We start from the raw sequence: 21,550 nt of genomic DNA, 5'->3' as shown, positions 1-21,550 counted from the left end.
GTGTCCAGCCCCTCACCCGATCGCGCCCAGGACTCCACCCGTTAGCCGAGTGGTGGTTCCATCTGCGTCATGACGCACCCCGGCGAACCGCACCACGATGACCTCTCCGGACGGCTGAACTGGCTGCGCGCCGGTGTCCTCGGGGCGAACGACGGCATCGTGTCCACGGCCGGCCTGGTGGTCGGCGTCGCGGGCGCCACCGCCGACCGGACCGCGATCCTCGCCGCGGGCGTGGCCGGACTGGTCGCCGGATCGCTGTCGATGGCGGGCGGCGAGTACGTGTCGGTCAGCACCCAGCGGGACACCGAACGGGCCGCACTCCGCTTGGAGGCGCAGGAGTTGCGCGACATGCCGGAGGTGGAGGAACGCGAACTCGCCGACATCTACCGGGGCAAGGGGCTGTCCGAGGAGTTGGCCGTGCGGGTGGCCCGCGAGCTGACCGAGCAGGACGCCCTGCGCGCGCACGCCGAGGCCGAGCTGCAGATCGATCCGGACAACCTGACCAGCCCGTGGCAGGCCGCGTGGGCGTCGCTGGTGGCGTTCTCGGTCGGCGCGCTGATCCCGGTGATCGCGATCGTGCTGCCGCCGACGGCCTGGCGGGTGTGGGCGTGCGCCGTGGCCGTGCTGGCCGGTTTGGTGCTCACTGGCGTGATCAGCGCGCGCCTCGGGTCCAGCAGGGTCGGCCACGCGGTGCGGCGCAACGTCGTCGTCGGGTCACTCACGATGGTCATCACCTACTACGTCGGCCTCCTGTTCGGCGTAACGGTGGGGTGATCGCGATCACGACACACACGCTGGGTGGTCCCCGGAAGAAAGTCGCCACCTGAAGGTGTGGAGTACGCAATCTGCGGGTAGCCCACCCTGACTTGTCGACGTCGAGCGCGGCAAGCCCGGACTGGAGGTGCCCGCCGTGACCCACCCACCCACATTCGTCTTCTTCCCTCGCGGCGAGAAGGCCGAACGGCGGCTCTGGACCCTCCTCGCGACCCTCTTCACGCTGGTCGCCGGCGTCAACGTCATCCTCGCCGTGAGCGAGGCCGCGTGGTGGCAGGGCGCCCTCGGGGCCCTGTGCCTGGTCGTCGCCGCAGGCTGCGTGAGGGAGTCCAGAAGAGCCCGAAACTAACTTCAGCGGCAACTGAAGGAACAGAATTAAAGGTCCGACCGGGTGTACCGCGATGGTCGGAACGGCGTCAAGTAGTGGTGTGATTCACCACGACGCCCTCTCGGACTAGAGCCATAACCGCGAATTCACACTATCGTCACAAGACCCCGGCAACCCCGGTGCACCGCCCAGCGCGTCCCACGGCCCATCCGGCCGCGGCACGCGCGTACAAGGAAGTGCAGTTCTCCCGCACAACGGAGTGCGGTCACCACGCCGAAGATCTCTCGGGCGTGGATCCCCAGCCAGTACCTGTAGGCCGAGCTGTCCGCGTAAAGCCGCGCGTGGGCGTTCGGCCGCATCCGTATGCCCGGACGATGCCCGGACGACGCCACGGGAGGGCCCGTTGTGACCCACCACCAGCCGCAAGGCCTTTACGACCCGCAGTACGAGCATGACGCCTGCGGTGTCGCGTTCGTCGCCGACCTGGCCGGCCGCAGAAATCACGCGATCGTCAGCCAGGCCCTGGTGGCGCTGCGCAACCTCGAACACCGGGGCGCGCGCGGCGCCGAACCTGACACCGGCGACGGCGCGGGCATCCTGATCCAGGTGCCCGACGCGTTCTACCGCGAGGTCGTCGGCTTCCCCCTGCCCGAGCCCGGCGGCTACGCGGTCGGTACCGCGTTCCTCCCCCAGGAGGGTCAGGACGAGGTCAGGGAACAGATCGAGCGCATCGCCGCCGAAGAAGGGGCGACGGTCCTCGGGTGGCGTGAACTGCCGGTCGACACCGACCACGTCGGGCCGACCGCGAAGACCACCATGCCCGCGTTCAGCCAGCTCTTCCTCGCCGGCCCGGAAGGCACCGGGGGCCTGGAGCTCGAGCGGCTGGCGTTCGTCGTCCGCAAGCGCGTCGAGCACGCGACGGACGTGTACTTCCCGAGCCTGTCGGGGCGAACGATCATCTACAAGGGAATGCTCACCGAGCCCCAGGTGGAGCGGTTCTTCCCCGACCTCACCGACGAGCGGGTGACGAGCTCCATCGGCCTGGTGCACTCCCGGTTCTCCACCAACACGTTCCCGTCGTGGCCGCTGGCCCACCCGTACCGGTACGTGGCGCACAACGGCGAGATCAACACCATGCGCGGCAACCGGAACTGGATGGACGCGCGCGAGTCGATGCTCGCCACCGACCTGATCCCCGGTGACCTGTCCCGGGTGTTCCCGGTGATCACCCGCGACGCGAGCGACTCGGCCACCTTCGACGAGGTGCTGGAGCTGCTGCACCTGGGCGGGCGCAGCCTGCCGCACGCGGTGCTCATGATGATCCCGGAGGCGTGGGAGAACCACGCCGAGATGGACCCGCAGCGCCGCGCGTTCTACGAGTTCCACTCCACGCTCATGGAGCCGTGGGACGGCCCCGCGCTGGTGGCGTTCACCGACGGCACGCTGATCGGCGCGGTGCTGGACCGCAACGGCCTGCGCCCGGCGCGGTACTGGGTCACCGAGGACGGCCTGGTCGTGCTCGGCAGCGAGGCGGGCGTGCTGGAGTTCGACCCGACGACGATCGTGCGCAAGGGCCGGTTGGAGCCGGGGAAGATGTTCCTCGTCGACACCGCCCAGGGGCGGATCATCGACGACGAGGAGATCAAGGGCGAGCTGGCGGCCGAGCACCCGTACCAGGAGTGGGTCGCCGACGGCATCCTGCACCTCGCCGATCTGCCCGCGCGTGAGCGGGAGGTGCCGACGCACTCGTCCCTCGTGCGCCGGCAGCAGGCGTTCGGCTACACCGAAGAGGAATTGGCGCTGCTGCTGGGCCCGATGGCCCGTTCCGGCGCGGAACCGATCGGCTCGATGGGCAACGACGCCCCGTTCGCGCCGCTGTCGGACCGGCCGCGGCAGCTGTTCGACTACTTCAGCCAGCTGTTCGCCCAGGTGACCAACCCGCCGCTGGACGCGATCCGCGAGGAGCTGGTGACCTCGCTGCACGCCACGCTCGGCGCGGAGCCGAACCTGCTGATCGCGGACGCGTCGTCGTGCCGGCGGATCTCGCTGCCGTTCCCGGTGCTGGACAACGACGAGCTGGCCAAGCTCGTCCACGTGGACGACGACGGCACGCTGCCGGAGTTCCGCACCTTCACCGTGCGCGGCCTGTACGAGGTCGCGGGCGGCGGGGAAGCGCTGGTGCGCCGGCTGGACGAGATCCGCGCCGAGGTGTCGCAGGCGATCACGGACGGCGCACGGCTGGTCGTGCTGTCGGACCGGGGCCTCGACGCCACCCACGCGCCGATCCCGTCGCTGCTGCTGACCGGCGCGGTGCACCACCACCTCGTGCGCGAGAAGACCCGCACCCAGGTGGACCTGATCGTGGAGGCGGGCGACGCCCGCGAGGTGCACCACATCGCGCTGCTCATCGGCTACGGCGCGAAGGCGGTGAACCCCTACCTGGCCATGGCTTCCGTCGAGGAGCTGGAGGACGTCGAGCCGGAGGTCGCCACCCGCAACCTGATCAAGGCGCTGGGCAAGGGCGTGCGCAAGACGATGTCCAAGATGGGCGTCTCGACCGTCGCGTCCTACACCGGTGCGCAGATCTTCGAGGCGATCGGCCTCGGCGACGAGGTCGTGGACACCTGCTTCACCGGCACCACTTCGCGGCTCGGCGGCATCGGGTTCGACGTCATCGCGGAGGAAGTCGCGCGGCGGCACCGGATGGCGTTCCCGGTCGACGGCGTCCGGGCGCACCACCGCGAGCTGGAAGTCGGCGGCGACTACCAGTGGCGGCGCGAGGGTGAGGCCCACCTGTTCAACCCGACCACGGTGTTCAAGCTCCAGCACTCCACCCGCACCGGGCGTTACGACATCTTCAAGGAGTACACGCGGGCGGTGGACGAGCAGGCCAAGCGGCTGTTGACGCTGCGCGGGCTGTTCGCGTTCAAGGAGGGCGTGCGCCCGCCCGTGCCGATCGACGAGGTGGAGCCGGTCTCCTCCATCGTCAAGAGGTTCGCCACCGGCGCCATCTCCTACGGGTCCATCTCGCAGGAGATGCACGAGGTGCTGGCCATCGCGATGAACCGGCTGGGCGCGAAGTCCAACACCGGCGAGGGCGGCGAGGACGCCGAGCGCTTCACCCCCGACGCCAACGGCGACTCGCGGCGTTCGGCGATCAAGCAGGTGGCGTCCGGCCGGTTCGGCGTCACCAGCGAGTACCTGGTCAACGCGGACGACATCCAGATCAAGATGGCGCAGGGCGCGAAGCCCGGCGAGGGCGGCCAGCTGCCCGGCGCGAAGGTGTACCCGTGGATCGCCAAGACCCGGCACTCCACGCCGGGCGTCGGCCTGATCTCGCCGCCGCCGCACCACGACATCTACTCGATCGAGGACCTGGCGCAGCTCATCCACGACCTGAAGAACGCCAACCCGGCGGCGCGCATCCACGTGAAGCTCGTCTCCGAGGTCGGCGTCGGCACGGTCGCGGCGGGCGTCTCCAAGGCGCACGCGGACGTGGTGCTGATCTCGGGCCACGACGGCGGCACCGGCGCCTCCCCCCTGTCGTCCATCAAGCACGCGGGCGGCCCGTGGGAGCTGGGCCTGGCCGAGACGCAGCAGACGTTGCTGGCCAACAGGTTGCGCGACCGGATCGTGGTGCAGACCGACGGCCAGCTCAAGACCGGACGGGACGTGGTGGTCGCGGCGCTGCTCGGCGCGGAGGAGTTCGGCTTCGCCACCGCCCCGCTGGTCGTGTCGGGCTGCATCATGATGCGGGTCTGCCACCTCGACACCTGTCCGGTCGGCGTGGCCACGCAGAACCCGGTGCTGCGGGCGAAGTTCGCGGGCAAGGCCGAGCACGTGGTGAACTTCTTCGAGTTCGTCGCGCAGGAAGTGCGGGAGCTGCTGGCGCAGCTCGGCTTCCGCACCCTGGCCGAGGCCGTCGGGCACGCGGACCTGCTCGACACGCGGGCCGCCGTGGACCACTGGAAGGCGGCCGGGCTCGACCTGTCGCCGATCTTCCACGTGCCGCCGCTGCCGGAAGGCGCGGCGCGGCACCAGGTCGTGACGCAGGACCACGGGCTGGACAAGGCGCTGGACAACACGCTGATCCAGCTCGCGGAGGGCGCGATCGCGTCCGGTGACCGGGTGCGGCTGGAACTGCCGGTGCGCAACGTGAACCGCACCGTCGGCACCATGCTCGGCTCCGAGGTGACCAAGCGGTGGGGCGGTGAAGGGCTGCCGGACGACACGATCGACATCACGTTCACCGGCACCGCCGGGCAGTCGTTCGGCGCGTTCCTGCCGCGCGGCATCACGTTGCGGCTCATCGGCGACGCGAACGACTACGTGGCCAAGGGCTTGTCGGGCGGGCGGATCGTCGTCCGGCCGGTCACCGACGCGCAGTTCGTCGCCGAGCAGCACATCATCGCGGGCAACGTGATCGGCTACGGCGCGACCGGCGGCGAGGTCTTCCTGCGCGGCAAGGTCGGCGAGCGGTTCTGCGTGCGCAACTCGGGCGCGCTGGCCGTCGTCGAGGGCGTGGGCGACCACGGCTGCGAGTACATGACCGGCGGGCGCGTGGTCGTGCTCGGCACGACCGGGCGGAACTTCGCCGCGGGCATGTCGGGCGGCATCGCGTACGTGCTGGACGCGGCCGTGCAGCGGGTCAACCAGGAGATGGTGGACCTGGACCCGCTGGACGAGTCGGACCGCGAGTTCCTCCGCCGTGCGGTGGAGAAGCACTACCTGGAGACGGACTCCGCGGTGGCGCACGCGCTGCTGGCCGACTGGGACCTGGCGGTGGACCGCTTCACCAAGGTCATGCCGAAGGACTACAAGCGGGTGCTGGCGGCACAGGCGCGGGCCGAGCTGGAGGGCCGCGACGTCAACCAAGCGATCATGGAGGCATCCCATGGCTGACCCTCGTGGGTTCCTCACCACCGAACGTGAGACCCCTCGCAGCCGTCCCGTTTTCCTGCGCCTGCGCGACTGGCGCGAGGTCTACGAGGAGTTCGAGCAGCCCAAGCTGGAGAAGCAGGCCGGGCGCTGCATGGACTGCGGCATCCCGTTCTGCCACCAGGGCTGCCCGCTGGGGAACCTGATCCCCGAGTGGAACAACCTGGTGTGGAAGGAGGACTGGCGGCTCGCGTCGGAACGCCTGCACGCGACCAACAACTTCCCCGAGTTCACCGGGACGTTGTGCCCCGCACCGTGCGAGGCCGCGTGCGTGGTCGGCATCAACGGCGAGGCCGTCACCATCAAGCGGGTCGAGATCTCCATCATCGACCGGGCGTGGGACGAGGGCTGGGTGACGCCGCAGCTCCCGCCGACGCGCACCGGCCGCAAGGTCGCCGTGGTCGGCTCCGGGCCCGCGGGCCTGGCCGCCGCCCAGCAGCTGACCCGCGCGGGCCACGACGTGGTGGTGCTGGAGCGGGCGGACGCCATCGGCGGGCTGCTGCGCTACGGCATCCCCGAGTTCAAGATGGAGAAGTGGCGGCTGGACCGCCGGCTGGACCAGATGCGGGCCGAGGGCACCGAGTTCCGGACAAGTGTGGACGTCGGCGTCGACGTCACGGTCGAGGAGCTGCGGGAGTCCTACGACGCGGTGGTGCTCGCCGGTGGCGCGACGGCGTGGCGCGACCTGCCCGTGCCGGGCCGGGAGCTGTCCGGGGTGCACCAGGCGATGGAGTACCTGCCGTGGGCGAACCGGGTCGCGCGCGGCGAGCTGGACGCGCCGCCCATCACGGCCGGGGGAAAGCACGTCGTGGTCATCGGCGGCGGCGACACGGGCGCGGACTGCGTGGGCACCGCCCACCGGCAGGGCGCGCTGTCGGTGACGCAGCTGGAGATCATGCCGAGGCCGCCGGAGAAGCGCGCCGAGGCCCACCCGTGGCCGACCTACCCGATGCTCTATCGGGTCACGTCGGCCCACGAGGAGGGCGGCGAGCGGCTGTACGCCGTGTCCACCGTGGAGTTCCTGGGTGACGACGCGGGCGCGGTGCGGGCGTTGAAGCTGGTCGAGGTCGAGGCGTCCGGTGGGCGGTTCGAGCCGGTGCCGGGCACCGAGCGGGAGATCCCGGCGCAGCTGGTGACGCTGGCGATGGGCTTCGTCGGCCCGGAGAAGGACGGCCTGCTCACCGAGCTGGGCGTCGGTCTCGACGCACGCGGCAACGTCGCCCGTGACGACTCGTTCGCGACCTCCGTCGACGGCGTGTTCGTGGCCGGCGACATGGGCCGCGGCCAGTCGCTGATCGTGTGGGCCATCGCCGAGGGCCGTTCCGCCGCCGCCGGCGTGGACGCCTACCTGACCGGCAGGCACGTGCTGCCGCGGCCGATCGAGCCGACCGACCGGCCGCTCGTATGAGCCGTCCCCGTGCGCACAACGGCGTGCGCACGGGGACCCCCTTCCCGCGTGGCCGGACAGCGTGGTCCGGCCACGCGTTCCGCTACACGGCGTGCCGTGGCCGTCCTCGGAGCGGCACCGCCGATCCGGACGCCGCGGTGGGCAGGTGCCCGCCGCCCAGCGCGGCGTCCCGATGAACCGTCCCCGGTGGCCGGACAGCGTGGTCCGGCCACCGGGGACCCCTTCCCGTGACCGCTGAGCAGGCCCGGCGCGGCGCCTGTCCGCCGGGACCGCGTCGTTCTACGGGCAGGTCTTCCAGGCGAAGAGGTACGTCGTCTCGACACTGCCGTCCGTCGAGTCCGTCGACGTGAAGCCCGTCGTCCTGGTCGGGTCGGACGTGCCCGCACCCACCCGCAGCTCGGTGTTGATGTCGAACAGGCGCTGCTCACCGCACGGGTGGTACACGATCGCGTCGAGTTCGGGGGGTGTCGGTCGCCTGCCAGCCTTCGCCCATCGGCTACCCGGGAGCCACTCGCGACCCGCTCGGGATCCGCTCGGTCCTCGACCGGGCCTCGCCTCAACCGGGTCGGGAGGCCACCACGCGCCGGATCAGCTGCACCATGCGCGCGCACTCGTCGTCGTCCAAGGCCTCGAACCAGCGCGCTTCCCGCGCGTTCTGGCTCGGGAACGCCCGCGCCACGGACTGGCCGCCGTGCTCGGTGAGCGCCACGAACACGACCCGCCGGTCCTGGTCGTCCCGGGTCCGCTTCACCAGCCCCGCCCGCTCCAACGTGTTGATCAGGTTGGACATCGCCGACCGCGTGGTGCCGGACAGGTCCGCCAGCCGGGCGGGCTGGGTCGGCCCGAGGATCCACAGCTTGAACATCAACCGGAACCCCGGCATGGTCCACCCGTGCTCGCGGTGCACCAGCGCCTCGTAGTCGGTGATCATCATGTAGGCCAGGTGGAGCACGTTGTACGAGAGGCCGAACGCGTCCGCGTCCCCGCCCGACTCCGCGATCCGATAACGTGCGAAACGCTCGTAATCCTGCTGGGTCACCACTTCCGCGGCGACGGGGACCTCCTGCTCTGCCACTCGCTGATCCTGGCAGGGCGACACGGCCGACGGCACGCGAATGGGGCACACTGGCCGGCGTGATCGGGACGCGTCGGTTCGCCACCACGGCCGCGGTCGTGCTGGTGATCGCCACCGCCGCGTCCGTGGCCGCGAGCTTCGACATCGTCAAGGGCGAGGGCGCCGTCGTGCTGGACGACCTCGCCCAGCTCGCCACGGGCCTCCTGGCGACGGGCTGCTGCCTGTGGACGGCACGCCGGACCACCGGGCCGGACCGGCACTGGCGGCTCGCCATGGGACTCGGCATGGCGGGCTGGTCGACCGGCCAGGCCCTGTGGACGTGGTACCAGTTGGTCGAGCGGCGGGCCGTGCCGTCACCGTCGCTCGCGGACGCCGGGTACCTGAGCATCGTGCCGTTCGCGTTCATCGCTTTGCTGGTCATCGGCAACTTCCGCCGCTCCGGCTCGCCGGACGCGCTGCTCGACCGCCGGTCCCACAGCGCCCGCCTGGTGTTGCTGCTGGACGGCCTGATCGTGACCGGCTCGCTGTTCGTGCTCACGTGGACCACGTCGCTCGGCGGGTTGGTCGCGAGCGGCAACCCGAGCACGGCGGCTTTCCTGGTGGCGATCGCCTACCCGGTGACGGACCTGGCGCTGCTGGTGATCGTGGTGGTGCTGAGCGCGGACCGGAAGGTCGTGCTGCGCAACCAGCTCCGGCTGCTCGGGCTGGGACTGGTCGGGCTGTCCCTGTCCGACCTCGCGTTCGCCTACCTGGTCAGCATCCAGGCGCCCGAGGTGCCACCCCTGGCCAACGCCGGGTTCGTGATCGGGCCCGCGCTGATCGCGCTGGCCGCGCTGGCACCGGTGGCGTCGCCCGCGTCGGGCCCGGACCGCAACCGCCGGCGGTGGCAGTGGGCGTACCTGCTCATGCCCTACGTACCGCTCCTGGTCAGCAGCGTGCTGGTGGTGCGCCGCACGCTCATCGGCGACCTGCGGCCGTTGGACGGGGTGGAGATCGCGTCCGGCTTCACGGTGTTCGTCGCGGTGATCCTGCGGCAGCTGGTGACCCTGGTGGACAACACGAAGCTGGTGCTGCTGCTGCGGGAATCCGAATACAGCTTGAACCACCAGGCGCACCACGACCCGCTGACCGGGCTGGCCAACCGGGCGCTGTTCGAGAGCAGGCTGGACGAGGCGCTGACCGCCCACCACCGCGACGGCACGCCGTTCGGGCTGCTGTTCGTGGACCTGGACGACTTCAAGGCGGTCAACGACGTGTCCGGTCACGCGTACGGTGACGCGGTGCTCGAACAGGTCGCGAAACGGCTGCTGCAGTGCGTCCGCGACACCGACGTGGTGGCCCGGCTGGGCGGTGACGAGTTCGGCGTCCTGGTGGAGGGGGTGGCCGAGCCGGAACAGGTGGCGTCCCGCGTGCTCGACGCGCTCGGCGACGAGATCAGCGCGTCGGTCGGCGTGGTGATCTGCGCGGGCCAGGACCCCGAAGCCACCGCCGCATCCGTCCTCAACCGTGCCGACAACGCCATGTACGAGGCGAAGCGCGGGGGCGGGCGGGGGCTCGTCATCCACTCCTAGGACCGCGCGACCACTGCCGGGACCGCGTGACGCGACACCCGGCAGTCCGGCACGTACGACCGCGCGACCCGCCGGCTGGGCCGGTCGATCCGCGCCGCCGCCCCGGGCCGCGTGCGGCCCGCCTCCTCCGAGGACTGCTCGCGCTTGAGGTGCCCCCTGTTTGCGCTCGGCGCTGTCAGGGCACTCGGAGGTGTCCTGTTCAGGCGACCGGAGGTAGGCCGGTGTCACCCTCGGTAAGCGACAACGTGCTGGTCGACCGCTACGAGCTCATCGAGCCGATCGGGACCGGCGGCATGGCCGAAGTCCACCGAGCCTGGGACACCGTGTTGCGGCGGCACGTCGCGATCAAGCTGTTCCACCCCGGCTTCGACCCGGCGGGGGCGCAGCGGTTCGACAACGAGGTGCGCGTGCTGGCCGGGCTCTCCCACCCCGGGCTGGTCGCCGTCTACGACGCCGACACCGCGGCGCCCACCCCGTTCGTCGTGCTGCGGCTGGTGGAGGGCCGGACGCTCCACGAGCGGCTGACCCTCGGACCGCTGCCCCCGCACCAGGTGCGCCGGCTCGGGCACCGGTTGTCCGACGCGCTGGCGCACGTGCACGACCACGGCCTGGTGCACCGCGACGTGAAACCGTCGAACATCCTGCTGGACCACGACGGCGAGGCCTACCTCGCCGACTTCGGCCTGGCACACCTGACCGGCGCCACGCGGCTGACCCGCACCGACCACCTGGTGGGCACCGCGGCCTACCTCGCCCCTGAGCAGGTGCTCGGCGGCGAGGTCGACCACCCGGCCGACGTCTACGCCTTGGGCCTCGTCCTGCTGGAGTGCCTGACCGGGCGGCGCGAGTACGAGGGCGGTGACGTGGAAGCGGCGGTCGCCCGGCTGCACCGCCCGCCGACCATCCCCGCGGACCTGCCCGAGGACGTCCGGAGCCTGCTGGCCGCGATGACCTCCTCCGCACCGCACGACCGACCCACCGCGCACGATTGCGCGCGGACCCTCGGCACAGACCTCCTGCCGTTCGACGGCACGGCTGAGCCGGGTGGGCCGGCTGAGCCGGGTGGCGGCGAAGCCACCGCGAAGCTCCCGGTCGGCACGCGCCGGTCGTGGAAGACGCTCGCCGCCTCGGCGGGTGCGCTGGTCGGCGCGTTCGCGATCACGATGGCCGCCACCTCGGGCGAGCCGCCGGAGACCTCCGTGCCACCCGGGTCCTCGACGGAGCAGGCAGCCACTGAACAGCCGCGCTCGACCGACACACCTCGGGGCGGGGTCGAGCCGCAGTTCGTCGGCACGCCGCAGACCCCGGATGCGACACAGGCGCCCGGCACGACGCAACCGCCGACCCCGGCACAGGACGGGGACTCGGCCGGCGCACCTGTCGACACCGCGCCGGACGAAGCGCCCCTGCCGGAGACAGGTCCCGGCGACACCACCGCACCCACCACCGCCGCACCCACCACCGCCGCACCCACCACTACCGCACCCACCACCGCGCCCACGACCACTGAAACCATCCCCACCACGACCGACCAGCAGACCTCGGCCCCGTCGCCCCCCGACACCACGAGCCCTGAAGCCGGACCCAGCTCGGCTGAACCGCCGGGCGAACCCGCCGACGACGGGACCTGAGGGACACCACCACTCGGAGCCCCGCCCGCAGACCGGTGACGACGCGCGAGGAGAACGCGCCGAGCCTTCGACCGAGGTGCCATCCGCCCCGGCGCACGCGAAACGCCCGGCGGTCGGTCGACCACCGGGCGTTCGACGTGCGGTCGGACGTCGACGTGCGGTCAGACGTCCCGGTGCTGGTCGATCGCGACCGATTCGACCACCTGGTCGAAGGACTCGTAGCGGCGCTCCGCGATCGAGTGCAACGCGTGCACGGTGTCCTCGTCCGCGTTGTTGCGCGACGCGTGGTCCACCAACTGGCCCTTGTCCGCCGGGTACACGACATCACCCAGCACGGTGCGCAGCCTTCCCACCGTTGTCGTGTCGCTCATCGCTCTCCCTCCACGCGTCGGCAGCCAACCCGCCCCGGTTACCCGACGCCGGCACGCCGACACGTGATCCACGGCGCTCACGCCGCCGTCGTCACCGCTTGGGCACGAAGGCGTAGATGCTGGCGGGCGAGCCGGAGCCGCGGCGGTTGACCGTGCCGCCGACCAGGACGTGCGCGCCCTGCTCGGGCAGCTGCGCCAGGTTCGCCAGGATCTCCAGGCTGATCCGGTGCTCCCGGTACAGCAGCTTGGACACCCGGTACTCCACGTCGGTCGCGGGCTCGGGGCTGAACGTGTCCGTGCCCAGCGCCCCGCGGCGGCCGAGCCGGCCGGTGTCGACCAGCCACTGCACGGCCGCCAGCGAGAACCCGGGCTGGTGCATCTGCCCGGCGGCGTCGAAGTTGAAGAACTCGGGCGTCCCCCAGCGCGCCTCCCACCCGGTCCACAGCACGACCGCGGCCTCGTTCGGGATGCGGCCGTGCCGCCTCTCCCACCGCTGGAGGTCGCCGACGCTGACCTCGTAGTCCGCGTTCTGCGCGGCCTGCTCCCGCACGTCGATCTTCACCGCGGGCAGGAACAGGTCTTCGGGGTCCATCTCGTCGGCGTACGGCTGGTCGTCGTTGAAGTGCGCGGGAGCGCCCCAGTGGGTGCCGGTGTGCTCCCCCTGCGACACGTACTGGAGGTAGAACCCGTGCTCCGGCACCGTGGTCACGGTGCTCAGCGTGAACTCCGGGTCGCCCGGGTAGACGTTGGTCCGGTCCGGGTCGTTCACGTGCGCCAGGTTCACCAACCGGTAGTCGCCCAGCCCCAACTGGCCCGAACGCCCCGCCGCGCCCGCCGACCCACCACCCGCGATCATGCCGCCCACTGCCGTAGCCACACCCGCGAGCATCGACCGTCTCCGCACCGCCGACCACTCCTTTGCCTAGCCGTCACTCGATCCGGGCAACGGTACAGGCTCAGTGATCACAAAACGACTACCTGCCGAACCGCTTCTCCCGAGGCCAGTCGAGTGAAACCGGTGTTGATGTCCTCCAGCGTGAGCCTTCCCGACAACAGTTCGTGCACGGGCAGCTGACCGGCGCGGTACAGGTCGACGAACCGCGGCACGTCCCGCCGGGGCACGCACGAGCCGAGGTAGCTGCCCTTCAACGTCCGCTCCTCGGCGACCAGGCTCAGCGCGGGCAGCGAGATCGTGCGGTCCGGGTGCGGCAGGCCCACGGTGACCGTCGTGCCGCCCGCGCCGGTGGCCAGGTACGCCTGCTCCAGCACGGCTGCGACACCGGTCGTGTCGATGACCTTGTCCGCGCCGCCGCCCGTCAGCGACCGCACCTCCGCCACCGCGTCCGGACCGCCGGCCACCTCGTCCGTCGCGCCGAGCTTCCGCGCCAACGCCCGCTTGTGCTCCACGACGTCCACCGCGATGATCTGCGACGCGCCGGCCGCCCGCGCCGCCAGCAACGCCGCGAGCCCCACTCCGCCGAGCCCGAACACCGCAACCCGGTCCCCCGGTGTGACGGCCGCGCTGTAGAACGCCGCGCCCGCGCCGGTCAGCACCGCGCAGCCGAACAGGGCGGCGATCTCGAACGGCAGGTCGGCGGGCACGAGCGTCGCCGACTTCTCCGACACCACGGCGTACTCTGCGAACCCGGACACCCCGAGGTGGTGGTGCGGGCGCGTGCCGTCGGGCAGCCGCAGCCGCCGTCCGCCGCTCAGCAGGGTGCCTTCGCGGTTGGCCGCCGCACCCGGCTCGCACAGCGCCTGCCGCCCGGACACGCACCGCCGGCACGACCCGCACGCGGGCACGAACGACAGCACCACGTGGTCGCCGACGGCGAAGTCGGACGCGCCCGGCCCGGTCTCCACGACCTCGCCCGCGGCTTCGTGGCCGAGCAGCATCGGCAGCGGCCGGATGCGGGAGCCGTCGATCACCGACAGGTCGGAGTGGCACAACCCGGTCGCGCGCACCCGCACCAGCACCTCACCGGGCCCCGGCGGGTCGAGCTCCAGGTCGAGCACCTGGAGCGGACCGCCGACCTCCGTCAGCACCGCGCCCTTCACGCCACCACCAGCCCTTCCATCGCGGCACGCAGGTCGGCCGGGATGGCCACCGGCTTGCGGGTCGAGCGGTCGGTGAACACGTGCACGAAGTGCCCTTCGGCGACCACGTCGTCCCGCCCTTCGGGGTAGAAGCCGATCTCGTACCGCACGCTGGAACGGCCGAGGTGCCCGATCCGCAGGCCCGCGTCGACGGCCTCCGGGAACGCGACCGACGCGTGGTAGTTGCAGTGGGACTCCACGCACAGCCCGATCGCCGGACCGCCGTGGATGTCCAACCCGCCCTCCGCGATCAACCACGTGTTGATCACGGTGTCCATGAAGGCGTAGTGCACGACGTTGTTGACGTGCCCGTACACGTCGTTGTCGTGCCACCGGGTCGGGATCCGCTGCCAGTGCCGGTAGTCCTTACGCACACGACCTCCTGGACGACACACAACCTCCTGAACACCACATGATCAGTCGAGCATCCTGGTGAGCTCGACCCTGGACCGCACTTCGAGCCTGGCGAAGATGTTCCGCAGGTGGTGCTCGACGGTGCGGTGGCTCAGGAACAGCCGCGCGGCGATCTCCCGGTTGGTCGCGCCCTCGGCGACCAGGCGGGCGATCTGCGCCTGCTGCGGGGTCAGCCCGGCGGTCGGGTCGACGTCGGCCCGCCCGGCGGCGCGGTTCGCGGCGCGGTCGGCGGTCCGGTCCGCCTGGGACGGTCCTACCGCCTCACCCGCCGCGCGCAGCTCCGCCCGCGCCCGCGCGACCCACCGGTCGGCCTCGTAGCGCTGGAAGATCTTCACGGCGTCACGCAGGAGTTCCCGCGCCGCGCGCGGTTTGCGGTCGCGCCGCAGCCGGTGGCCGTAGAACAGCTCGGTCTTGGCCAGCTCCATGGCGGTGCCGCTGACCCGGTGCAGCCGGATCGCCTCGCGGAAGTGCTCCTCGGCGCGGGGGCCTTCGGCGAGCAGGCCGTGGCAGCGGTGCGACAACGCGAGGCGGGCCGCGCTGCCGGTGGTGCCGACCCACTTCTCGTACCGGCGCAGCGCCCGGTCCGCGGTGGGCAGCTGACCGCAGCCGACGGCGGCCTCCACCACGTGCGGCGCGGCCATCACCTTGATGCCGGTGTGCACGCCGCCCGACCCGGCGGCCATCAACCGCAGCCGGTCCAGCGCGTCGGCCGGTCGGTCCAGCACGAGGTCGACGCAGGCGAACGCCCACGCGCCGAACGCGCCGGAACGGCCGAGGCCGCGTTCGGCGATCTGCTCGGCGGCGGCGTCGATGCGGTGCACGGCGGTCTCGGTGTCACCGCGCAGCGCGGCGAGCAGCGCCAGGATGGTGAGGTGGTCGACCACGGCGTTGTGCTGGCCGATGGCGGTGGCCGCGTGCACGCCCTCGAACGCCGCCGACATCGCCACCGAGTGCTGGTCGAGCAGCATCGCGGACAGCGCCCGGTACACCAGCGCCCACGGCACCAGCGCGGTCAGCCCGTGCTCGTGCGCCGCCGTGACCGCGCTGGTCGCCAGTTCGTGCGCCCTGGTGGCGTCGCCGAGGGTGTAGGCGGCCTGGCCGCCCCAGATCTTGGCCTGCGGGTGCGGCACCCGTTCGGCCAGCTCCACCACGGACCGCAGCACGGGCAGGGCTTCGTCGTGCCGCCCGGCGAACGTGGCCGCCATGCCGACGAGGTGGTCCAGCGTGATCCGGGTTTCGTCCGGCTCGTCGGGGCGGCGCAGGCTCGCGGCGAACGCGGCGGTCTCGGCGTACCGGACGTGGTCGCCCGCGATGCTGGCCGCTTCACCGGCGAAGCCGAGCGCGGTGATGGCCAGCGTGCGGTGCGTGCCGACCAGTTCGCCCGCCGCGTGCAGCAGCCGGCGCACCGCGACGTCCGGCAGGCCGTTGCCCAGGTCGAGGCCGCCGCGCAGCACTTCGGTGCGGGCCCGCAGCTCGTCGCTGTCGGTCAGCCGGGCGGCCGTGCGCAGGGCGACGCGGGCGCGCCGGGGTGCGCCCGACGCCCAGTGGTCGGTGGCGGCGGCGATCAGGTGGCGGGCCTTGGCGTCCGGGTCGGCGGTCAAGGCGGCGGCGCGGTCGTGGTCGCGGGCGGCGGCCTGGTAGTCGCCGCAGCGGCGGGCCCGGTTCGCGGAGTCGACCAGCCGTTCGGCGAACGCGTCGCGCGCGCCGGGAGCGCGGGCGGCCTCGTGCCAGGTGCGGCGGGGACCGGGCGGCAGTGCCTCGGCCAACGCGGCGTGCGCGGCGTAGCGGAGGGCCAGCGGGATGTCGGTGCGCAGCGCGGAGCGGACCAGCGGGCCGCCGTCGAGCAGCGCGTTCGCCTCCTCGATCGCGGCCAGGTCGAGGTCCGGCATCCGGGCCAGGGTGTCCGCGTCCACCTCGTCGTCCACGACGCACAACGCGGTCGCGTACCGGGCCTGCGGTGACAGCGCGGCGAAGCGGGCGCCGAACCGGGCGCGCAGCGAGCTGTCCTCGGGCAGCGCGTCGGGGCCGGGCGCGGTGCCGCCGAGCTGGTCGGACGTGAGCGCGCGGGCCAGCTCGGTGAGCGCGAGCGGGTTGCCGCGGGCCAGGTCGGCGACGTCGTCGGCGAGACCGGAGGCCAGACCGGGCCGGAGTTCGCGCAGCACGCGGAGGCTGTCGGCGTGGTCCAGCGGGTCCAGTCGCACCCACGGCAGCCCGTGCGGTTCGGCCTCCGTGGCGATCAGCAGGGCCACCGGCTCGTCGGCGACCTCCGCGGCGAGGTCCACCAGCCAGTCCGTGTCCTCCAGGAGGTGGGCGTCGTCCACGCACAGCAGCACCTCGCGGCCCGTGGTCGTGGCGGCCTCGCGTGCGGCGGCGAGCATCGCGGTCTTGCCCGACCCGGCCGCGCCGCGCAGCACCAGCGCCCCGCCGTGACCGGCACGGGCGCGGGCGAGCAACGCGTCTACGGCGACGCGCTGCCGGTCACGTCCGCGCAGCATGTGGCCAGTCTGACCGGAGGTCGAGGCCCGGCGGAAGGGGTCGGGCCGAAATTATCTACCAGTGTTAGTTTTCGAGCCCGGACCGGTGGTTGCACCGATGCGGAGTGTTCGACCGGTAGCGCAGGGTGATCGCTGTCCGTAGTTCCCTGCCAAGCGAGGTGTACACCGACGTGCAACTCCGCAAAATGATCCCCGCGCTGATCCCCGCGCTGGTCCTGTCCCTGGTCGGCGTGACGCCGCCGGCGAACGCCGAGGTCGAGTACCGACGCGGTCCCGCGCCGACCAACTCCAGCATCGAGGCGACCCGCGGCCCGTTCTCCACGGCCTCCACCACGGTGTCCTCCTGGTCCGTTTCCGGCTTCGGCGGCGGCACGATCTACTACCCCACCAGCACCGCCGAGGGCACCTTCGGCGCCATCGCCGTCTCGCCCGGCTACACCGCGAGCCAGTCCACGATGTCGTGGCTCGGCCCGCGCATCGCGTCGCAGGGCTTCGTGGTGTTCACCATCGACACCAACAGCCGCTACGACCAGCCCGACAGTCGGGCGTCCCAGCTGCTGGCCGCCCTGGACTACCTGACCCAGAGCAGCTCGGTGCGCAGCCGGATCGACGCGAGCCGGCTCGGCGTCATGGGGCACTCGATGGGAGGCGGCGGCACCCTGCGCGCCGCCGAACGACGCCCCGCCCTTCAGGCGGCCATCCCGCTGACCGGGTGGCACACCGACAAGAGCTGGGGCAGCGTCCGGGTGCCGACCCTCGTCGTCGGCGCCGAGGACGACACGGTGGCGCCCGTGTCGTCGCACTCGGAGCCGTTCTACACCTCGCTGCCGTCCACCCTGGACAAGGCGTACCTGGAGCTGAACAACGCGAGCCACTTCGCGCCCAACTCGTCGAACACGACGATCGCGAAGTACAGCATCGCGTGGCTCAAGCGGTTCATCGACAACGACACCCGCTACGAGCAGTTCCTGTGCCCCGCTCCGGGGCGCAGCACCCTGATCGAGGAGTACCGGGACACCTGCCCGCACACCGTCTGATCCACGACCCGGGCGTGGCGCCGCAGCGAATTGCGGCGCCACGCCCGTTCCACCTCCTCCTCACACTGCGGCACCGACTTCCCGTCGGTGCCGCAGTGTCGTTTGCACGCAAGACTGATCTTTGTTCCGCACTCCGGCGGTATGACGACCGCCCGACGTTCCACACCCTCGTCAACTGCACGTTCAGGTGAAAAATGCTGCACCGAAAGGTGCATCCATTCCGCATCACCACGAATACCTCCACCGAAGCCACTCAAGATCACCCGTTATTACCGACCAGGGGCGCGACCCACACGGTGCGTGCACACAACTCGACCACCTGACCCTCAGGTGTGTACTCACATCAGCCGCTTCCCGTGGGACATTCGGAGTCACTACCGTCAATGCGGACAATGAACGAAATCCGATTGGCGGTGTGACGCGGTGACTGTGACCGATTCGGACTTGGACACCGAGCGACCTCGGCTCAGCCTGGGCACGGCTGCGGCGCGGAACCTCGCGACCACGACCAAGTCCGTGCCCCAGATGCAGGGCATCACCTCCCGGTGGCTGCTCAAGATCCTGCCCTGGGTGGAGGCGAAGGGCGGCGCCTTCCGGGTCAACCGCAGGCTCAGCTACGAGATCGGCGACGGACGGCTGACGTTCACCAACATCGGCGCCGACGTTCGGGTCGTGCCCCAGGAGTTGACCGAGCTGGCGCTCCTGCGCGGCTACGAGGACGTCGAGGCGCTGAGCGCGCTCGCCGACCGCTTCCAGCAGCGCGAGTTCCAGCCGGGTGACGTGCTGGTCGAGTCCGGCCGTCCGCAGGACACGCTCTACCTGATCGCGCACGGCAAGGTGAACAAGATCGGGCAGGGCGAGTACGGCGACCACACGGTCCTCGGCACCCTCGCCGACGGCGACCACTTCGGCGGCCAGGTGCTCGCGGGCCCGCAGGGCGAGTGGGACTTCACCATCAAGGCCGTCACGCCGGTGATCGCGCTGCTCCTCCGGTGGGAGGACTTCGAGCGGCTCAACGGTGAGGCGGGCGGTCTGCGCGCGCACATCCAGCGCGCGTTCGCCAGCGGCAACGGTAAGTCCAACGCCTACGGCGAGGCCGAGATCGACATCGCCTCCGGCCACGACGGCGAACCGGACCTGCCGGGCACGTTCGTGGACTACGAGGTCGCGCCGCGCGAGCTGGAGCTGAGCGTCGCGCAGACCGTGCTGCGGGTGCACAGCCGCGTCGCGGACCTCTACAACCAGCCGATGGACCAGGTCGAGCAGCAGTTGCGGCTGACCATCGAGGCGCTGCGCGAGCGCCAGGAGCACGAGATGATCAACAACCGCGAGTTCGGCCTGTTGAACAGCGCGGACCTCAAGCAGCGCATCCACACCCGCAGCGGCCCGCCCACCCCGGACGACATGGACGACCTGCTGGCCACCGTCTGGAAGGAGCCGACGGCGTTCCTGGCCCACCCGCGGGTCATCGCGGCGTTCGGCCGGGAGTGCACCAAGCGCGGGATCTACCCGTCCACGGTCGACCTCAACGGGCACCACGTGCCGGCGTGGCGCGGCGTGCCCGTGCTGCCGTGCAACAAGATCGCGGTGAGCAACAGCCGCACCAGCTCGATCATGCTGCTGCGCGCGGGCGAGCACAACCAGGGTGTCATCGGCCTGCACCAGACGGGCCTGCCCGACGAGTACCAGCCCGGGCTGTCGGTGCGGTTCATGGGCATCAACGAAAAGGCGATCATCTCCTACCTCGTCAGCGCCTACTACTCCACCGCGATCCTCGTGCCGGACGCGGTCGGCGTGCTGGAGCACGTCGAAATCGGCCGCGAAGACTGAGTCCCCCGACCAGATTGGGCAGCTGAAGTGACCGTGACAGACCCCGGCCTCGCTCCTGAAGAGGTCGAGCAGCACCGCCAGAGCCTGAGCACCGCGGGCGCGCGGAACCTGGCCAGCACGACCAAGTCCACCCCGCAGATGCAGGGCATCTCACCCCGGTGGCTGCTGCGCAAGTTGCCGTGGGTGACCACCCAGGCGGGCACCTACCGGGTCAACCGCCGGTTGACCTACGCGATCGGCGACGGCCGGGTGAGCTTCACCAGCACCGGCGCCGACGTCCGGGTCATCCCGCAGGAGCTGCGCGAACTGCCCCTGCTGCGCGACTTGCCCGACGACGACGTGCTGGTCGCGCTGGCGAGCCGGTTCCGGCAGCGCGAGTTCCAGCCCGGCGACATCCTGGTCCAGGCGGGCGACCGGGCCGAAGAGGTCTTCCTCATCGCGCACGGCAAGGTGAACAAGATCGGTCTGGGCGAGTACGGCGACCAGACCGTGCTGGACACCATGGCCGACGGCGAGCGCTTCGGCGAGGAGGTGCTGATCGGCGACGAGACCGAGTGGGGCTTCACCATCAAGGCGGTCACCCCGGTGACCGTCCTGGTGCTGCCGTGGCGGTCGGTGCAGGAGCTGAACGGGCAGGCCGAAGCGCTCCGCGAGCACATCGCGTCGGTGGTGCGCAACGCGGGCAAGCCGCAGAACAAGCACGGCGAGGCGGCGATCGAGATCGCCTCCGGCCACGACGGCGAGCCGGACCTGCCGGCGACGTTCGTGGACTACGAGTTGTCGCCGCGCGAGTACGAGCTGGAAGTCGCGCAGACCGTGCTGCGGGTGCACACCCGGGTGGCCGACCTCTACAACAAGCCGATGAACCAGACCGAGCAGCAGTTGCGGCTGACCATCGAGGCCCTGCGCGAGCGCCAGGAGCACGAGATGATCAACAACCGCCGGATCGGGCTGCTGCACAACGCCGACCTCAAGCAGCGCATCCACACCCGCACCGGTCCGCCGACCCCGGACGACCTGGACGAGCTGGTGTCGCGGCGGCGCAAGACGGCGTTCATGCTGGCCCACCCGCGCACGATCGCCGCGTTCGGCCGGGAGGCCAGCAAGCGTGGCGTGTACCCCGGAACAGCCGACGTGGAGGGCACGAAGGTCACCACGTGGCGGGGCATCCCGCTGCTGCCGTCGGACAAGATCCCGATCACCCCGCAGGGCACCAGCTCGATCCTGGCCATGCGGATCGGCGAGCAGGACAACGGCGTGATCGGCCTGCACCAGCCGGGCATCCCGGACGAGGTCCAGCCGAGCCTGAACGTGCGGTTCATGGGCATCAACGAGAAGGCGATCGTGTCCTACCTCGTCAGTGCCTACTACTCGGTGGCCGTGCTGGTGCCGGACGCCCTCGGGATCCTGGAGAACGTGGAGATCGGCCGGTCCTGACCGACCGCGATCGACGGCAGCCGGGCCCCGCCGCCCCGGCTGCCGCCCCTCCGCGCGCTTCTTCCCCGCCCGTCTCCCCGCTCGCGCTTACTGCTTGCCTCGTCCGGGGCGGGCGGGCACATCCCCGGAACAGGAGTTGTGGTG

16 protein-coding genes are annotated in these 21,550 nt (G+C 71.4%); 9 read left to right on the top strand and 7 right to left on the bottom strand.

Features of this window, described 5'->3' with window-relative positions; translation table 11 throughout:
* Positions 1-69: 69 nt before the first annotated feature.
* The 4 genes from ACRAKI_RS14710 to ACRAKI_RS14695 all read left to right on the top strand — a co-directional run bounded on the left by ACRAKI_RS14710 (position 70) and on the right by ACRAKI_RS14695 (position 7,448).
* The gene (locus ACRAKI_RS14710; RefSeq protein ID WP_447007638.1) at positions 70-774 is read left to right on the top strand and encodes a VIT1/CCC1 transporter family protein; all 705 of its coding nucleotides are present in this window, start codon (positions 70-72) and stop codon (positions 772-774) included.
* Positions 775-910: 136 nt separating this feature from the next.
* Positions 911-1,123 carry a hypothetical protein gene (locus tag ACRAKI_RS14705; protein WP_447007637.1) on the top strand — a complete coding sequence of 71 codons (213 nt, stop codon included), beginning with the start codon at positions 911-913 and terminating at the stop codon, positions 1,121-1,123.
* 384 nt (positions 1,124-1,507) lie between these two features.
* Positions 1,508-6,004: a glutamate synthase large subunit gene (gene gltB, locus ACRAKI_RS14700; RefSeq protein ID WP_447007636.1), complete on the top strand. Its 4,497-nt coding sequence runs from the start codon at positions 1,508-1,510 to the stop codon at positions 6,002-6,004.
* Entirely contained in the window at positions 5,997-7,448 is a 1,452-nt protein-coding gene (locus ACRAKI_RS14695) for a glutamate synthase subunit beta (RefSeq protein ID WP_447007635.1), read from the top strand. Before gltB ends, ACRAKI_RS14695 begins: the two co-directional genes overlap by 8 nt.
* A 279-nt stretch (positions 7,449-7,727) precedes the next feature.
* Here ACRAKI_RS14695 and ACRAKI_RS14690 read toward each other — a convergent pair whose 3' ends face one another.
* Both ACRAKI_RS14690 and ACRAKI_RS14685 read right to left on the bottom strand, forming a co-directional pair.
* On the bottom strand, positions 7,728-7,892 hold the full coding sequence (locus ACRAKI_RS14690; RefSeq protein WP_447007634.1) for a DUF4360 domain-containing protein: 165 nt from the start codon (positions 7,890-7,892) through the stop codon (positions 7,728-7,730).
* A 112-nt stretch (positions 7,893-8,004) separates the two neighbouring features.
* Entirely contained in the window at positions 8,005-8,523 is a 519-nt protein-coding gene (locus ACRAKI_RS14685; RefSeq protein ID WP_447007633.1) for a MarR family winged helix-turn-helix transcriptional regulator, read from the bottom strand.
* Between the two features lie 59 nt (positions 8,524-8,582).
* On the opposite strand from ACRAKI_RS14685, the gene ACRAKI_RS14680 reads away from it, so the two are divergent.
* Entirely contained in the window at positions 8,583-10,094 is a 1,512-nt protein-coding gene (locus ACRAKI_RS14680) for a diguanylate cyclase domain-containing protein (RefSeq protein ID WP_447007632.1), read from the top strand.
* A gap of 221 nt (positions 10,095-10,315) precedes the next feature.
* The gene (locus tag ACRAKI_RS14675) at positions 10,316-11,725 is read left to right on the top strand and encodes a protein kinase domain-containing protein (protein ID WP_447007631.1); all 1,410 of its coding nucleotides are present in this window, start codon (positions 10,316-10,318) and stop codon (positions 11,723-11,725) included.
* 161 nt (positions 11,726-11,886) lie between these two features.
* Here ACRAKI_RS14675 and ACRAKI_RS14670 read toward each other — a convergent pair whose 3' ends face one another.
* The 5 genes from ACRAKI_RS14670 to ACRAKI_RS14650 all read right to left on the bottom strand — a co-directional run bounded on the left by ACRAKI_RS14670 (position 11,887) and on the right by ACRAKI_RS14650 (position 17,102).
* Entirely contained in the window at positions 11,887-12,096 is a 210-nt protein-coding gene (locus ACRAKI_RS14670; RefSeq protein ID WP_447007630.1) for a DUF2795 domain-containing protein, read from the bottom strand.
* Positions 12,097-12,187: 91 nt separating this feature from the next.
* On the bottom strand, positions 12,188-12,973 hold the full coding sequence (locus ACRAKI_RS14665) for a cyclase family protein (protein WP_447007629.1): 786 nt from the start codon (positions 12,971-12,973) through the stop codon (positions 12,188-12,190).
* Positions 12,974-13,059: 86 nt separating this feature from the next.
* Positions 13,060-14,154, bottom strand: a complete 1,095-nt coding sequence (locus tag ACRAKI_RS14660; protein WP_447007628.1) for a zinc-binding dehydrogenase — start codon at positions 14,152-14,154, stop codon at positions 13,060-13,062.
* On the bottom strand, positions 14,151-14,567 hold the full coding sequence (locus tag ACRAKI_RS14655) for an acyl-CoA thioesterase (RefSeq protein ID WP_447007627.1): 417 nt from the start codon (positions 14,565-14,567) through the stop codon (positions 14,151-14,153). Before ACRAKI_RS14655 ends, ACRAKI_RS14660 begins: the two co-directional genes overlap by 4 nt.
* 42 nt (positions 14,568-14,609) lie before the next feature.
* Positions 14,610-17,102: a LuxR C-terminal-related transcriptional regulator gene (locus ACRAKI_RS14650; RefSeq protein ID WP_447007626.1), complete on the bottom strand. Its 2,493-nt coding sequence runs from the start codon at positions 17,100-17,102 to the stop codon at positions 14,610-14,612.
* Positions 17,103-17,287: 185 nt separating this feature from the next.
* Between ACRAKI_RS14650 and bdeA the strand changes: the two genes are divergently transcribed.
* The 3 genes from bdeA to ACRAKI_RS14635 all read left to right on the top strand — a co-directional run bounded on the left by bdeA (position 17,288) and on the right by ACRAKI_RS14635 (position 21,406).
* Positions 17,288-18,139: a bis(hydroxyethyl) terephthalate hydrolase gene (gene bdeA / locus ACRAKI_RS14645; RefSeq protein ID WP_447008425.1), complete on the top strand. Its 852-nt coding sequence runs from the start codon at positions 17,288-17,290 to the stop codon at positions 18,137-18,139.
* Positions 18,140-18,562: 423 nt separating this feature from the next.
* Positions 18,563-19,969 carry a family 2B encapsulin nanocompartment shell protein gene (locus tag ACRAKI_RS14640; protein ID WP_447007625.1) on the top strand — a complete coding sequence of 469 codons (1,407 nt, stop codon included), beginning with the start codon at positions 18,563-18,565 and terminating at the stop codon, positions 19,967-19,969.
* A gap of 27 nt (positions 19,970-19,996) precedes the next feature.
* Positions 19,997-21,406: a family 2B encapsulin nanocompartment shell protein gene (locus ACRAKI_RS14635; RefSeq protein WP_447007624.1), complete on the top strand. Its 1,410-nt coding sequence runs from the start codon at positions 19,997-19,999 to the stop codon at positions 21,404-21,406.
* Positions 21,407-21,550: the final 144 nt, after the last annotated feature.

This window comes from Saccharothrix isguenensis, from assembly GCF_052936305.1.
This window is presented reverse-complemented; position numbering and strand designations above follow the sequence as displayed.

What these genes read in the sequence shown, in the direction of transcription:
- ACRAKI_RS14670 (WP_447007630.1), bottom strand. Translation starts at nt 12,096, where the DNA reads ATGAGCGACACGACAACGGTGGGAAGGCTGCGCACCGTGCTGGGTGAT.
- ACRAKI_RS14650 (WP_447007626.1), bottom strand. Translation starts at nt 17,102, where the DNA reads ATGCTGCGCGGACGTGACCGGCAGCGCGTCGCCGTAGACGCGTTGCTC.
- ACRAKI_RS14695 (WP_447007635.1), top strand. Translation starts at nt 5,997, where the DNA reads ATGGCTGACCCTCGTGGGTTCCTCACCACCGAACGTGAGACCCCTCGC.
- ACRAKI_RS14710 (WP_447007638.1), top strand. Translation starts at nt 70, where the DNA reads ATGACGCACCCCGGCGAACCGCACCACGATGACCTCTCCGGACGGCTG.
- bdeA (WP_447008425.1), top strand. Translation starts at nt 17,288, where the DNA reads ATGATCCCCGCGCTGATCCCCGCGCTGGTCCTGTCCCTGGTCGGCGTG.